Genomic DNA, 14,740 nt, shown 5'->3' on the forward strand with positions numbered 1-14,740 from the left:
ACTTTAGATAGATAAGTCTTTTATAACAATCCGCGTAGCAGTTCTACCCTGGAAGCTATAGGTTGGGATATGGATAGGCTTCCAGGGGAGTAACTAAATAGCGTGCTGTTCCCAAAATTCAGATTACTGGAAAGGAGGGTTGGAGTGATAAGGGAAATCTTGAGGAGGACAGGTTATGGGATGGTGGCTTTTGTGCTCATGATAGCAGGTATCATGCCTCACGTGATATCTGCTGCTGAAGGAAATCCGCCTGCAGCCGGAGATCCCGAACATGGAAAAGCACTTTTTCTTAGATATTGTCAGGGGTGCCATGGCCCAGATGGAAGGGGAGGAGCCCAGACTTTTATGCCCCACGTGGATAATCTCACCCGAAAGGGATACATCGAGAAGCTTTCTGATGAGTATCTGTTTCAGGTAATATCCAAAGGAGGAGCTGCCATGGGAAAAAGTGCTTATATGCCAGCCTGGGAAAAAGTATTGCAGAGGCAAGATATCTTGGATGTGATTGCCCATATCCGGAAACTTCCTACCTATTGATATGTTTATACTCGAGTTCTAGACGGGAGTCGATCCGGGACCGGGGAAAGATGATAGGGAATCCTAAAGAAATGGAAAAACCTGGTCTTTTTCTTATCCCTCAATCTTCGATCCTCTCTCCTCGATCTTCAAACCGTTTAGTACAAAAGTTCAGTGTCTAAAGTCACCTGATGGCTTATGCGGTAAGGTGATTCAAAGAATCGGTAAAGTTTTGTAATTGGCTGGATAGAAGGTGTTGGAGAGGTTTATGCTTTTGATCTATTTCTAAAAAGATACTCATGAAAGTAGCTATATAGGTCTTCTCCTTTCTCCCAGGGCATAGAAGAGGAATGAGGAGCGGGGATAACCTGAATAGTTACAATCAGGAAGAAGGAGAAAATAATGAAAAATTTTACCTGGTTAGTACTTGCTGGGATTGTAGGGATTTTTGCTATCATGATACCAACCGATTTACAAGGAGCCAGTAAGTCTGGGGATTGGACCAGGCGTACCGCTGTAAAACCGGATCCATCAAAGATTGTAATAGCTCCCGGCTACAAAGTAGAAGTTTTTGTGGCCGGATTGGATACTCCTTCCTCTGCAACCGTTGATAAAGACGGCAATGTTTGGGTAGCGATTTCAGGGCCTTTGTTTGGAGGTCCAGACCCGACCGAGCCACCCCATGTAAAGGTTTTCGATAAAAACGGTAAACTTCTGAAAGAAATTGGCAAGGGGGTCTTCAAGACGGTAATGAATGAAATCGGATACTGCCCGGATAATAGTATTACCTATATTCCCGAATATGGCGAGAAGATTTGGGAGATCGAAGGAGTTAATGGAGAGTTACGTCTGATTATCAAAGATCTCTTTATAGGGGATCACCGTAATGGTGGGATCACCTGTAAGGATGGATGGTTATACTTTGCTCTGGGTTTTCCCAGCAATACCGGCTTTGCGGATCCAGATAATCATGGATGGACCGATATTCCCAACGATCCCTTCTGGGTCAAACACCCGGATGGGTTAGGCACCACCCCCCATGACCCCGTCTGTCGGGATATTGTCCATACAGGGTTAAACATTAAATCCTCCGATGGCCGGATGACGGGTGCCTTGATGCCGGTAGGTGTGCCGGCTAAACCTGGGCAGATCGTCAAAGCGCAGGTTCCCTGTGGTGGATCTATTATGCGGGTGAAAATTAGCGATAAGGGTCCGGATGGGATTTATCCCCATGAAAAGATGGAAGTCTATGCCTTTGGCTTCCGGAATCAATCGGGAGTTGCCTTTGGGCCCAAGGGGACGCGATTCGAAAATGCTCTGGCAGTCACCGATAACGGTGCCAATGACCTGGGTCACCGTCGGATTGCCAATGGTGCTGAAAAACTATTTATCGTAACGGAAAAGGGTCAGGATGCCGGCTTCCCCGACAAGGAAGGCTTTGGCTTTGTAACCAACAAGCGCTTTGGTTGGGAAATGTATGAAGGTAATCCGGTCAAAAATCCTTATCCTAACCTCTATATCGGGGACAAACCCTTCGTCCCTACGGTTTGGCCCTATCGCTTCCAGGTCCATGTGAGTGGTACTCGAGGAGTCCCTCTCATCGCTGCGAATCCTAATCCGAACGGTTATATCAACCCTGTTTTAGAATGGGATACCAATAACCCTATTGACGGTATTGCCTGGAGCTTCAGTGATCAGTTTGGATTCAAAGGAGACTTATTCGGGGCCGTGTACGGTATCCTGGATACGGGACCTGAGAGCCTGGTACCAACCTGGCCGGCCGTCCTCCGTATCCACTTCCTGGAACCTACCGGGGTGAAGTGGGAGTATTTCATGCGGAATATCGATATGGGACCTAACGCCTATCAGAAGCCTGAAAATGTTGGAGGGTTGGAACGCCCCAATGATGTCGTCTTTAGTCCCGACGGAAATATCATGTATGTGGTAGATTATGGGGAAGTAGCTGTGGATTTCTATGAACCAAGACCCTTTTACACCACCCCGAAGTCCGGAGTAATCTGGAAAGTAACAAAAGCCCAATAAATCTTAGCAGGGGTGACCCTCCCTGGTATCAAATTAAGGATTAGACCTGGCTCTAGAAGTGGAAATAAGGTTTCTCCCTTGCTCAGCTTAATATTTAGGGGGTGATCTCAGAGTCACCCCCTACGGTCTCAAGAAAATCCTCTCCATACCTGGGTGCTTCTTCGGTTTTCTTTTTATCCCTACGAAACCCAGGTTATCCCGACCCTATTCCTCTGAGAAGTTAACAGGAATAATTAATTATAATCTTATCCCGATTTGCTATTTCAAAGTTAGCAAATAGGCGACAATGTCATAAAGTTCTTGATCGGTTAGATTAATCGTGGGCATAAGGGATACATTTCGAGGAACCTTATTTTGAAGGTCATTCTTTGAAAAAATCAAAGATTCGTCCTGGGCAGTCCGAATTTGGATGGAGTAATCGTCCTCATGCTTGATAATCCCAATAAATCGCTTTCCCTCCTTGGTCACAATTTGTACGGGTGTAAATTCTGGAGCGATATAGGCGCTGGGATTTTGGATAGATTCTAGAAGATACTCTGGAGATCTATCTCCAATATGGCTCAAATCGGGTCCAACTTTTCCACCTTGCCCGTTTACGGTATGACAGTTAATACAGCCTGCCTTACCGTTTGGATCCTTAAATAAGGCTTCTCCGGCTTTGGGATCCGGTGTAATTCCGGCAGGAGGTTTCCATTCTGAGGTGGTTACTTTTTGAACTTCTTTGGAGGGATAACGCTGAGCCCAATCTCCATAGGTTGCCTGACTTCGAAGGTAGGCAATGATCTTCCAGATTTTATCTTCATTCAGTTTCTCAGCCGTCAGAAAAGCCCCCATCTGAGTTCCGGGTCGTCCATGGGCGATGGTCTCAAACACTGCTTCATCCGTCCCTCCCCATTTCCAAAACTCATCGGTTAAGTTAGGGCCTTTAGCCCCCCTGGCGCCTGTTCCATGACAAAAAGCGCAGTAGCTTTTGTAGAGGGCAGCTCCCTCCTCTACTGCCTGGGCATTCCCCTCGTAGGGATTTTTTACCCCAGAGCTCTGGACGGCCAAAGCAAGATTTTCGTTTAAAAATAGAAAACTAAATCCAAATATCCCCAGGAAAAGAAAAAAAATTAAAGCAGACTGACTGACCAAAGGCTTGAGAAGTTTTTTCACAACTATTCCTGTCCGTGTTCCTGAAACACTCATAGCTTTGACTCCTTTCTTTTGAAGACCCACCGCTATTCCTCTGGAAAAGGAAGATAAAAAGGTACTCCGTATTTGGAGAGAATCTCTTTAATCTGTCCACCCTTTAAGAGCTCTTCTAATATGGAATCCAGAGCCTCTTTTAAATCTTTATCTTCTTTCCTTATGGCAACGGCAATGTTCCATCGTAAAGTAGCTTCAGGTGTGTAGTTCTCAACCAATTTAGCATTACTTTCCGGGTGTTCCTTTAACGAAGACCCTGCCATGGGGGCCCAAACCAGGGCCACCTCTAATTCTCCTTTTTTCATAGCTTCCAGGATTTCAGGGACAAAGCGATATAAACTTCGCTCATATCCGTTCTTAAACAAATACCAATCGGCCGGGGTCGTCATCTCAACCCCTATCTTTTTCCCCTTGGCACTACTGAGATCCTTAATGGCATTATCATCCCGGCGGGTTAGAAGTATAAAACCGGTTCCGAAATAAGGTCTAGTAAGTATAAGCCCCTTTTCCTCCATTTCTTCCTCGGCTTCTTTACCGGTCGGTAAGCCCATAAAGGCCTCGCATTTTTTCTCTAAAATGGAGTTACGCAATGCACGCCCTAATCCACCCCGTGTACCGGTATCAATCCAGAAAAATTGAGCCTGTACCCCAAGCTTTTGGGCAATTACGTTCGCTATTTCCACATCAAACCCTGGATTTCCCGGATTATTAGCCGAAAAAGGAAAGTTGTAGGGATCTGCACAGAATGTAATCACCCCCATGGTTTTTATTCGTTCCAAGGCACTCCTTTTTTCTTCGGCTCCTTCAGAAATGGAGCAGAGTATAAGTAAGGATACAAAAAATGTTATCAATGGCTTTAGCATCGTATAGTCCTTCAGATAATTCTTCACGTTACTTATCTCCTTTTAAAAGGAAGAAGGGCAGAGAAACTCTGCCCTTCTTCCCATAAAGATATACTCCTGGAGCGACCCGATCCTTGCCTGTGGGTGATCTTTTACTCAGGAAGACCGAATACAAATACCGCACCACCTTTGGATTGGGTCTTCATCCATTCTTTATAATGTAACGGCCATAATCCACCACCCCCAGGACCTACCACGATAGCTACCAGCTGTTTACCATTCGCCGTAAAGGTAGTGGGGTTACCATGAATACCGGTCCCTACGTTGAAGCTCCAGAGCATTTCACCTGTGGTATCATCTAAGGCCATAAACATACCCTGAGGGTTCCCGTAGAAGACCAGCCCTCCGGCTGTAGCGAGAACACCACTTGTGGAAGGTGTAGAATCGGCCCGCATCCATTTAAGCTGACCCGTAGCTGCATCGAAGGCCTTTAAAGCACCGTTTCCAGGATTCAAACGGATCACCTTTGCTCCCAGATACCATTCCCCGCGTTTCCAATCCATTTTCAGAGCCTGGAGATCCATGGAAAAATTATAGGTAGGCACATAGGCCATCTGGGTTTTGGGGCTGTAGGCTATCGGATGCCATTCTTTCCCTCCATCCAGGGTCGGAGCGATATCCTTCGTAACTTTATCATAAACGACATCTTTCTCGGGCCAGTTCATCTCAGGTTTACAATTCTCACCAAATTTCTTGACCCAGTTCACACGTCCCAGAGGAACTACATAATTACACTTTGCAGTCGTCCGATCCACAGAGTAAAAATGGCCGTTTCGATCTCCATGAAGCCAGACTTTCTTTCCACCTACATCGGCTAAAACCACCTCATTAACCCCATCATAATCATAGGGATCGTTGGGAGTATACTGGAAATACATTTTTATTTTACCTGTATCCGGATCTAAAACCAGGGTTGAATTGGTATAAAGGTTATCTCCAGGTCGGACATGCCGGTCAAAATCAGGACCCGGGTTACCCACCGGCCAGTAAAGGTTATTGAGCTCAGGATCATAGGAACCCGTAATCCAGGCAGAACCACCTCCGTATTTCCAGGACTCTCCACCCCAGGTCTCAGAACCCGGCTCACCGGCTGCAGGAATTGTGTAAGTTTTCCAGACCTGTTCTCCGGTCTCTGCATCCACAGCAGCAATCCAGCCCCGCACGCCATATTCTGCTCCAGAGGTTCCAATGATGATCTTACCTCGAAGGGCCATGGGCATAAGGGTCAAACTCTCCGAGTATTTATAATCCCCCATGGGTTTATCCCATACCACCTTTCCTGTAGCATTATCCAGGGCTACAAGATGGGCATCCAGCGTAGCCAGGTAAACCTTATCATGATAGAGGGCTACTCCACGGTTTACCACATCGCAGCAGAGATGGGGATAAAGATCTGCGGGCAGTTCACGTTCATATTTCCAGAAAACTTTTCCGGTTTCACAATCTGCTGCAAAAACCTTATTAAAAGAAGAAGTTACGTAACATCTTCCGTTATAAGCAACAACTTGGCTGTCCTGACCCTCCAAAGCTCCAAAGGAAAGAGACCATTTGGGGACCAGTTTTTTCACATTGCTTTTATTGATCTGACTTAGAGGACTATACCGTGTGCTGGCATAATCTCGTCCGTACAGCAGCCAGTTATTGGGGTCTTTATCGGCATTGAGAAGCATATCATCGGTTACATATTCAGGACGTTGAACGGCTTCTATAACCTCCATACCCGGTATCTGAGCACGTACTGAAGCAGGTAACAACAGGACCAAAGATACAAACAGGACTACCACTGCTGTAGCAGAAAAAATAACTTTTTTCATGACTTTATTCCCTCCCTGGTTAAAAAATCTTACCTTACAAGGAGAATTTTTTTACCGGCCTGTTAAAAATTCCCCTGTAAATTTCAGGTTTTCATTATTTATTTAACAATCCAACTATCCGACTTTAAATCACCTCCTTCCCATGGTGAAGACGCGGCTTAGGAAAATTATAACCACCTCAGATCAACCTATTTGGGTTATCATGGGTTGAACGATTAAAATCTGAATAAATTTCTTTAAAGAAACCTCGAAATCTCCTTTACTACCAGGAATACCAAGGATTCTATCTATTTAGCGAAATTTGTCAACACAAAAAATTCCAAAATATCCCTGTCCATTAAATCGGTACTAGATTAACTCTTTTGGTGCAGTCTAAGTTTGATTGTTCTTCATAGAGCTTTCTAAGGTACCGACCAGATTAATACTGATACGCCTCCAGCATTGAAACCTATTTTCTTTGTAGTTTCTATAGTTCTAGAAAAGAAGGTGGGAACCAGCTGCCTTCTAGGGCAGCTGGTTTGGAGAGAAGAAAGCTTTCAGGATACTTATTCACTGAGTGCGAAGACCCAGATCACTCCACCTTGCAGGATGGGAATATCTTTTGAGTAGTACTTACCTTTATATCCCGAATCAATCAAGGCACCTTGCATTCTCTCGGCGTCAACACCCCAACCAGATTGGACGGCTATATATTGAACACCATCCACCATGTAGGAAACCGGTGGGGCCATAATGCCGGAATTCGTACGGAATTTCCAGAGTTCTTTTCCAGTCTTTGCATCAAAAGCTCGCAGATAACGATCATTGGTACCACCCTGGAAGACAAGGCCACCGCCTGTGGTCAATACAGGGCCAAAGGTATGACCCTCGTACTTATACGACCAGACTTTCTCCATCTTAGACAGATCCCAGGCCTGCAGATCGGCGATGGTCTTTGCCCCTTCAGCCGGGAAGGTCTTGATATCTTTAACTTCCACACCCAGATAGAGTTGACCTGGTTTTAATTCTTCCTTTTCTTTCGATTTCAGACTCCCACAATGGTTGTCGTTGGCCGGGATGTAGAGGAGCTTTGTTTTTGGATTGTAGGCTTCGGCCTGCCAGTCCTTACCACCCCACAGCGATGGACAGAATTCTATCAACTTACCTCGACCTGGTTTCCGTTCTGCAACGTATTCAGGGCGACCGGTTTTCGGATCAATACTCTTGAATACATCCTGTTTAACAAAAGGCTTGGCGGTTACAAAGGAAATTTTATCTTTACCTCGCTCTAACAGCCAGAGATAGCCATTACGCCCAGGGTGTACCAGGGCTTTAATGGTCTTTCCCTCTCTTTCTACATCAATAAGCAGAGGGGGAGTAATTTCATCCCAATCCCAGGAATCGTTCCAATGATATTGAAAATGAGCTTTTATCTTACCGGTTTCAGGCTCTATGGCCACTACAGAAGTGGTATAAAGATTATCCCCCGGATGAAAATCACCGGCCCAGGGAGCGGCGTTTCCAACACCAAAATAGGCTAGGTTAAGCTCCGGATCATAGGTGCCCTGGATCCAGACAGATCCTCCACCATTCTTCCAGGCTTCGCCGGTCCAGGTTTCAGAACCCGGCTCACCAGGACCCGGAATGGTATAGGTTTTCCATAAGATATCCCCGGTTTTTGCATCCAGTGCCGTAATATAACCTCGAATGGCCAGCTCTCCACCGGAAGTTCCCACCATAACCTTACCTTTCACAATAAGAGGAGCTATGGTGAAGTAATACCCGGAGTGATAATCCTCTATGGCTTTATCCCAAACAACTTTACCCGTTTTAGCATCGAGGGCTACGACATGGGTATCCACCGTGGCCATATAAACCTTATCTTCGTAGAGAGCGACCCCGCGGTTCGTCGGGTGCAATTGGAAAAGATCCTCCGGTAACTGCCGTCTATATATCCAGAGGACATCTCCGGTCTTTGCATCTAGAGCAATAACTTGATTCTGTGGGGTTGAGACGAACATAACCCCGTTGTTTACGATGGGTGGAGATTCATGACCCTCGATCACCCCCGTGGATAAAGTCCAGACCGGAACCAGCTTCTTGACATTATTCGTATTAATCTTGTCTAAGGGACTGTATCCCCACCCGCTATAATTGCCACGGGTCATTAACCAGTTTTCAGGTTCCGGGTTTAAAAGTCTTTGATCCGTTACCGGAGTGTAATTCTGGATTTGAGCGGCTACCAGTAAGGGGGATAATCCAACTACAAAAACGGCAAGGACCAATATACTGATACTTTTAATTTTCATAGCATTCCTCCTCATCTTTTGAATCTTTAAAAGTTACTTAGTTTTAGATTCCGAATAGCCTAAACCCTGTCAGTTACCTGACATTAACCCACTTAAAAATCATCTGGACACCTTATCTTTTCCTCCTTTTGGATAGAGTCATGATCCAGGTCATTGAAATTATTTATCCATCACCTCCCTTCAGATAGAACAACTTTGAAAATCCAGTTATAAGTCTACTTAATCAAAGTTAATATTTCCTTGTCAAGTAGAATTTTAAACTTTTCTTTTATAGACTCCTTTTAGGTCCTACAGAACCCAAAAATCCTCCGGCAGCCATTAAAACACCGTCCCCTACCTTAAGGGGAAGTGCAGCGAGCTTCCGAGGAGCCGGTCCAGCAATAACCTTGGCACCATCTTTAGGATCATATAAGGACTCGTGACAGGGGCATATAAAGATTTTCTTCACATCTTCCCATCCAGCCACATCACAGGCTTGATGCGTACAGATGGCCGAATAAGCCAGGATCCCATCCGCTGAATGGGCCCGAGTTTCTTCGGAAAGTTCGGCAGGATCTAAATGGATGAGCAGGATTCTGTTAAAACGAGATCCATCCTTCACAACCCGTGTCTTGGGATCCATGGGATAAGCCAATACCTGAGGTGCATTCAAAGGAAGATCTTTGGGAGTAATAATTTCCCCCTTCTTATCTCCGAATATGAAAACGAATTGATCACCTTCTTTCGGGGGAGCGGTTTTTGGATCCATTTCTTGAGCGGCAACAAAATCCAAAGTCTGCAAACCCACCACCATACCAAGGGCTGCCTTCAGAAGGGTACGACGCTCCAGTAACTGATTAGAATCAGGACAGGTTTTGCATTTGTTAGTCATAACTTTAATTTTTATATCCAGGATGATGAGGAAGGGGCCGATGGGTTTTTTCAACCAATTTACCGGTCATAAGCACTCTATATCCTCTATACACCCTTTGTAAGGTAAAATATTCCTTTACACTATTTCACACGACCCCTTAACCGGTACCACAATTAATTATGAGGTAATTATAAGGATTACCCAAAACTGGAAAATATCTTATCCTTTGAAGGCTTGTCAACACTTAATTAAGAAAATTTTCTTTAATTCTTGACAGATCTTTCTCCACTCCCCATTATAAACAGAAACATTAAATAACTTTTCTGTTTAAATCCCTCTAAAACCAACTTGAAATCGAAATATGCTATCCAATAATCAAGATAAGAAAGCCATACGTGAACAGGCTCATGCAGCTCGCCGGGCAGAACCGGACAAAGATGAAAAAAGTCGACAGATTTGTGAGCGTTTATGGACCCTTCCGGAATTCATAAACGCACAAGTCATTCTCTTTTACATCGATGTTCGAAGTGAAGTTCGTACCAGGAATTACATCCCAAAAGCTATGGCATTGGGTAAGAAAGTGATAGTCCCCTATTGTGTGGGGGATGAACTATCTTTATTTCCCCTGGAATCTATGGAAGAATTGGAAATCGGAGCGTTTAAAATTTTAGAGCCTAAAAAAGAATTAAGAGAAAAAGCAGAAAAACAGTACGATGTAAAAAACGTAGATCTAATTATTGTACCTGGAGTTGCTTTTGATAAAAGAGGAGGACGCATGGGCCATGGTTGGGGGTATTACGATAAGCTCCTCCATAAAGCAAAACCAGAAACCCCCAAGGTAGCCCTGGCTTTCGAATGTCAATTGTTTGACGAACTTCCCATGGATCCCCATGATATCTTTATGGACAAGATTATAACCGAGAAAGAAGTTTATGACTGTAGAGCTGCTCGTGGTTTAACCTAATCCTTGAATTCCTTATTTTCAGATTATGATAGTCGACAATACCTATGCTGAAGCTTTTAAAAGTGTTTATGCAGAAATCCTTGTAACTGCTAGAGATCGGCTATGGTTAGATCATGCGATTAACGCCGCTACCGGACATGCTTCCAGCACCATTTTATGTGATTGTGAAGCCGGATTAGATCATTATACCCAGAATACTCCAGATGGTCGTCTGGGGGCTGTTTTACAGTTTCATGTTCCGAAATTCAAAAAAAATCACCTCCGGGCTCTGGAACTTGCCCTGATTCATCGGATTGGACAAAATATCTTGACCTGTCCGACCACTTCTGTCTGGAATTCCCTGGATACTCCGGAAAAATTTAAAATTGGGAGAAAACTGGCTTACTTCGGAGATGGGTTTCAGAGAAAGTCGAATTTTTACGGGCGAAAGGTTTGGGTTATTCCCATTATGGGAGGAGAGTTTATAACGGAAGCTCTGTTCGGTTATGCAGAAGGGGTTATGGGAGGGAATCTATGGTTCATGGCAGAAACCCTGGACACCGCTTTAGCTGCTGCAGAGAAGGCTCTGGCCGCTGTTCACCGGATAGAAGGGGTTATCACTCCCTTTCCCGGAGGGATTACCTGGTCCGGATCTAAAGCCGGCAGCCGCTATTCCTTCCTCGTAGCTTCGACCTTTCATACCTATTGTCCAACCCTGCGAGATAAGATCCAAGACTCTCAGGTCCCACCTGGAGTGAACTCCATAATGGAAATTATTATCAATGGGAAGAATCCGGAAGTTGTTCAACAAGCCATGCAGTCCGGGGTACAGGCTGCCCTAAACTCCCCAGGACTTATCAAAATCTCGGCCGGAAACTATGGAGGAAGATTAGGAAAGTATAAACTCTGGCTTCAAAATAATAATAGCCAGTAGGGTAAAAGCAGGAAAAAGCCATAGGGAATTCCGTAAGTAAGGTCCTCCGACTTATTTGGATTTCATAAAATAACCTGTTCCTACCAGCAATCAGGTAATAAAGTGTATCTATATCCCTTGAGGTGGAAAAAGAAACACCCCCCAATCTTCCCCTCCAGGGGGGACTAGGGGGGTGTTCAGACAGAAAAAGTAACACCTACTCAATTATTACAGTTACTAACAACGTAATCTGGATACCGAAGGATTACTTCCCCTGAGATAATAAAAACTAACCCGTCATCCCCACTTCTAAGATCTCTATGGTCGTTTTCGTGGGGATAGGGGTAGGTTTGAACCAGCCCCTAAAGGACCCTTCAGAAATTTGCTACCTTTTACAATCTTCTGGGTACGACTGGTTATTTTCTAACCACTGCTTATTACCCCTTGCCTACTGTCGATTCGGAGCCGGTACTGTTACCGGGCTTCTCTCCATCAAGGTCCTTTCGGAAAGAATCAAAGAACTCAATCTCCCTTCCACATCGGCCAATTTGGACCTGGCAGTCTCTTTAAACTCTACAAAACCTGCAATTTGCTGATTCAAATGGGTTAAGCTGTCATCGAGTTTAGACAGGTGAGCTTTTGTATTTTCCTTAAATTCGGCAAAACTGGCTACTTGCTGGCTTAAATTGGTGAGACTGGTGTTAACCCGATCGAAATAAGATTTGGCCAGTTCGTTAAATTCCTCCATACGACCCATCTGACGATCCAAGGTACTCAGGTTCTCTGTGGCTTTGGTCAAAAGGGCATTCAGTTCACTTTTGGCCGTGCTATAGTTGGTTAAATCGACTCGTTGGGTGAGGGCACTTAAGTCCTTTCCGATTTCTGCTATACGGGTCTTAACGGTATCCTGAAATCCGGTAAAATCGGCTATCTTTCGATTAAGAGTATCCAGATCTTTTTCCAACTCTGCCAAACGAGATTTGGCCCCTTCTTCAGCTTCCCGAGCAACATTTCGAATTCTCTGACTCATCACATTGAGATCTTCCTCGATATTCCCTAACTGGGTTCTTATACTGGCACTCCACTCCTTCAAGCTGCTTACTTCTTGATTGAGTTGTTGGAAATTTCGGTCAACTTCAGTAACTCGCTCATCCATATCGGCCCTTACATTGGCGATTTGTTCATTGGTGGCATTCACATTTCCTTCTATCTTTGCAAATCGGTTATCGGTTCCCTCCTTTAAATCGGTTAATTGCTGATTGAGCAGATTCAGTTTTTCCGTTGCATCTTTTAGTTGTATATTGACGGTATCTCGAAGTTCTTTTAAACCTTTGTTGACTTCGGCCAGGCTGGAATCCATGGTTTCTTTTAAACTCTTGCTGACTTCCGACAAGCGGGTATCCACTTGCTGGAGGTTCTTATGGATCTCGGTTATACTCGCATCGGTTGCTTCTTTTAAACTCCGACTGGTCTCGGCCAGACGCGTATCGGTTTCCTTCCGTAAGTTTCCAATTTGTTGCTTGATATCTGCTACACTCTTATCCAGCAGAGACAACTGGTTTTTCTGACTATTCTCTAAGCCGGTTATCTTCTGAGTATGAAAAATAATATTCTCACCCGTCTCTTTTAAACTCTTGTTTATATGGGTCAATTGATTATCCAGCTCTGTTTTTAACTGTCTAATATCCGCTAAATTTTTCCCTATGAGAGCGGATTGATCTCTCTGATTATTTTCTAAGCCGGTTAACTTTTGGGTATGGAAAACAAGGTTCTCATTGATCCGAGCGAATTGAGAAGCTATATCCTCTTTAAAAGTTTTAAGTTGGGTATCTATCTTTTGAGCAAGTTGTTGAACAGTTACTTTGACTGGGTCCATCAACTTCCGTTGGGCTTCGTTGAGTCCACTTATCTGTTGGGTATGATAGAGAATGTTTCCTTCCATACGGGTCTGGGCCTCTGTCAGGCTTTTTACCTGGGCATTCAGGGGGGTCACAGTTTGTTCTAACTTCTGAACGGCTGCCTTGGCTTGATCTAACCCCTTAACCAGGCGAGCTTCTGCTTCCTTCTGAGCAGTTCCCAGTGAATTAATCTGTTGAGTATGATAGCGCAGATTATCCTCGACGCGAGTTTGGTGGGAAGCAAGATCTTGATTTAATTTCCCAGTTTGCTGTTCGATGGCAGCCAATCTCTGATCTGTCCGACCCATATGATCCTTTATCTCGGTCTGCAGGTTCTTCTGAAGATTAGATATTTCGTTGATTTGCCTGGTAAGATAAACAAAATTGGCGTTGATCCGGTCCTGGGAGCCGGAAATATCTGAACTTTTACTCTGAGCAATCTCAGGATTTAGCTGTTGACCCATCCGTTTATTAATTGTAGCTTTTACTTGATCGATAGCCTGAATCAACTTGGCTTCGGTATTACGCTGGGCTGTTCCTAGAGCCGTAATCTGCTGGGTATGGTAGAGCAAGTTATCGTTGACCCGAGTTTGAAAGGCTTGATTCTCTTCTTTAAGTTTTCCGATTTGCTGATCGAGCGTAGCCAGTTTATTGAGCCCTTCTAATTTTTTGTTCAATTGATTTATCTGATCCGTCTCTGTCTGTTGCAAAGCCGTTATTTTTTGCTCAACTTCTGCAAGTTTTTGGTCTACCGAGGTGCGGAGCTCTTTAACAGCAGGAGAGTTTTCCACCTTTCTTTCGATGCCCCCTGGGAAAAATAGCCCTAAAAAGGCAATGATCAAGGCTACCATCGCAATAATCCCCGCATTGTCACGTAATATATTTCCCGTCGGTCTTTGTTCGTTTGCCATGTTAAACTCCTTTTTTCTTTCTCCAAGAGACTTAGAGATCCAACGACCTCTACCTCCCTTTGTTAAAAGTGAAGAGTGGCTCTAAAATTTTTTATCATTTTACTAGCTAAAAGTCAAAATCTCCAGCTATGTACCCTGGACTTTATCTGTTGGAACTCAAAGTCCCAAAATGTATAATTTGTCGAATACCTTCAACTCCTTTTTGGTTATCTTGGATAGGCTGGGTGAACTCCTAAGTTTTTGGTATACATAATGACGATGTATATAAAAAAACTTCCTGGCTTGTCAATAAAAATATCTGTCATCTGATTTTCTCTTGACAATCGACTTTTCTTTATAAAAAGCTTTTTAAAGTTTTTAACTTTCCCGAATAACAGACCTTGCAAATTTTTGTAAATAAGATGTAAATAAAAGAATAAGTTGATAACTGGAACCGTCAAATCATTCATTGAACCTGGGTTATTAACACGC

10 protein-coding genes are annotated in these 14,740 nt (G+C 44.2%); 4 read left to right on the plus strand and 6 right to left on the minus strand.

The features are described from left to right. Positions 1–180 precede the first annotated feature (180 nt). Complete coding sequence (locus tag VNM22_17215; protein HWP48898.1) at positions 181–537, plus strand: c-type cytochrome; 357 nt, start codon at positions 181–183, stop codon at positions 535–537. Positions 538–918: 381 nt separating this feature from the next. Next, on the plus strand, positions 919–2,559 hold the full coding sequence (locus VNM22_17220) for a hypothetical protein (protein ID HWP48899.1): 1,641 nt from the start codon (positions 919–921) through the stop codon (positions 2,557–2,559). 258 nt (positions 2,560–2,817) lie between these two features. On the opposite strand, the gene VNM22_17225 is transcribed toward VNM22_17220, so the two are convergent. The 5 genes from VNM22_17225 to VNM22_17245 form a co-directional block, all read right to left on the minus strand. Further along, positions 2,818–3,747, minus strand: a complete 930-nt coding sequence (locus VNM22_17225; GenBank protein ID HWP48900.1) for a c-type cytochrome — start codon at positions 3,745–3,747, stop codon at positions 2,818–2,820. Positions 3,748–3,779: 32 nt separating this feature from the next. Further along, positions 3,780–4,526, minus strand: a complete 747-nt coding sequence (locus tag VNM22_17230) for a transporter substrate-binding domain-containing protein (protein ID HWP48901.1) — start codon at positions 4,524–4,526, stop codon at positions 3,780–3,782. Positions 4,527–4,741: 215 nt separating this feature from the next. Next, positions 4,742–6,463, minus strand: a complete 1,722-nt coding sequence (locus VNM22_17235; protein HWP48902.1) for a PQQ-dependent dehydrogenase, methanol/ethanol family — start codon at positions 6,461–6,463, stop codon at positions 4,742–4,744. A gap of 545 nt (positions 6,464–7,008) precedes the next feature. After that, positions 7,009–8,751 (minus strand): methanol/ethanol family PQQ-dependent dehydrogenase, encoded by a 1,743-nt coding sequence (locus tag VNM22_17240; protein ID HWP48903.1) that lies wholly within the window; start codon positions 8,749–8,751, stop codon positions 7,009–7,011. A gap of 268 nt (positions 8,752–9,019) precedes the next feature. After that, a complete protein-coding gene (locus tag VNM22_17245) occupies positions 9,020–9,622 on the minus strand; it encodes a Rieske 2Fe-2S domain-containing protein (GenBank protein HWP48904.1) in 603 nt (200 codons plus the stop codon). 343 nt (positions 9,623–9,965) lie between these two features. Between VNM22_17245 and VNM22_17250 the strand changes: the two genes are divergently transcribed. Then, complete coding sequence (locus VNM22_17250) at positions 9,966–10,568, plus strand: 5-formyltetrahydrofolate cyclo-ligase (protein HWP48905.1); 603 nt, start codon at positions 9,966–9,968, stop codon at positions 10,566–10,568. Between the two features lie 25 nt (positions 10,569–10,593). After that, positions 10,594–11,481 (plus strand): formylmethanofuran--tetrahydromethanopterin N-formyltransferase, encoded by an 888-nt coding sequence (gene fhcD, locus VNM22_17255; protein HWP48906.1) that lies wholly within the window; start codon positions 10,594–10,596, stop codon positions 11,479–11,481. Between the two features lie 427 nt (positions 11,482–11,908). Here fhcD and VNM22_17260 read toward each other — a convergent pair whose 3' ends face one another. Beyond that, positions 11,909–14,269: a hypothetical protein gene (locus tag VNM22_17260; protein ID HWP48907.1), complete on the minus strand. Its 2,361-nt coding sequence runs from the start codon at positions 14,267–14,269 to the stop codon at positions 11,909–11,911. Positions 14,270–14,740 lie beyond the last annotated feature (471 nt).

The organism is Candidatus Limnocylindrales bacterium (genome assembly GCA_035559535.1).
In the GTDB taxonomy this organism is placed as follows: Bacteria; Moduliflexota; Moduliflexia; order Moduliflexales; family JAUQPW01; genus JAUQPW01.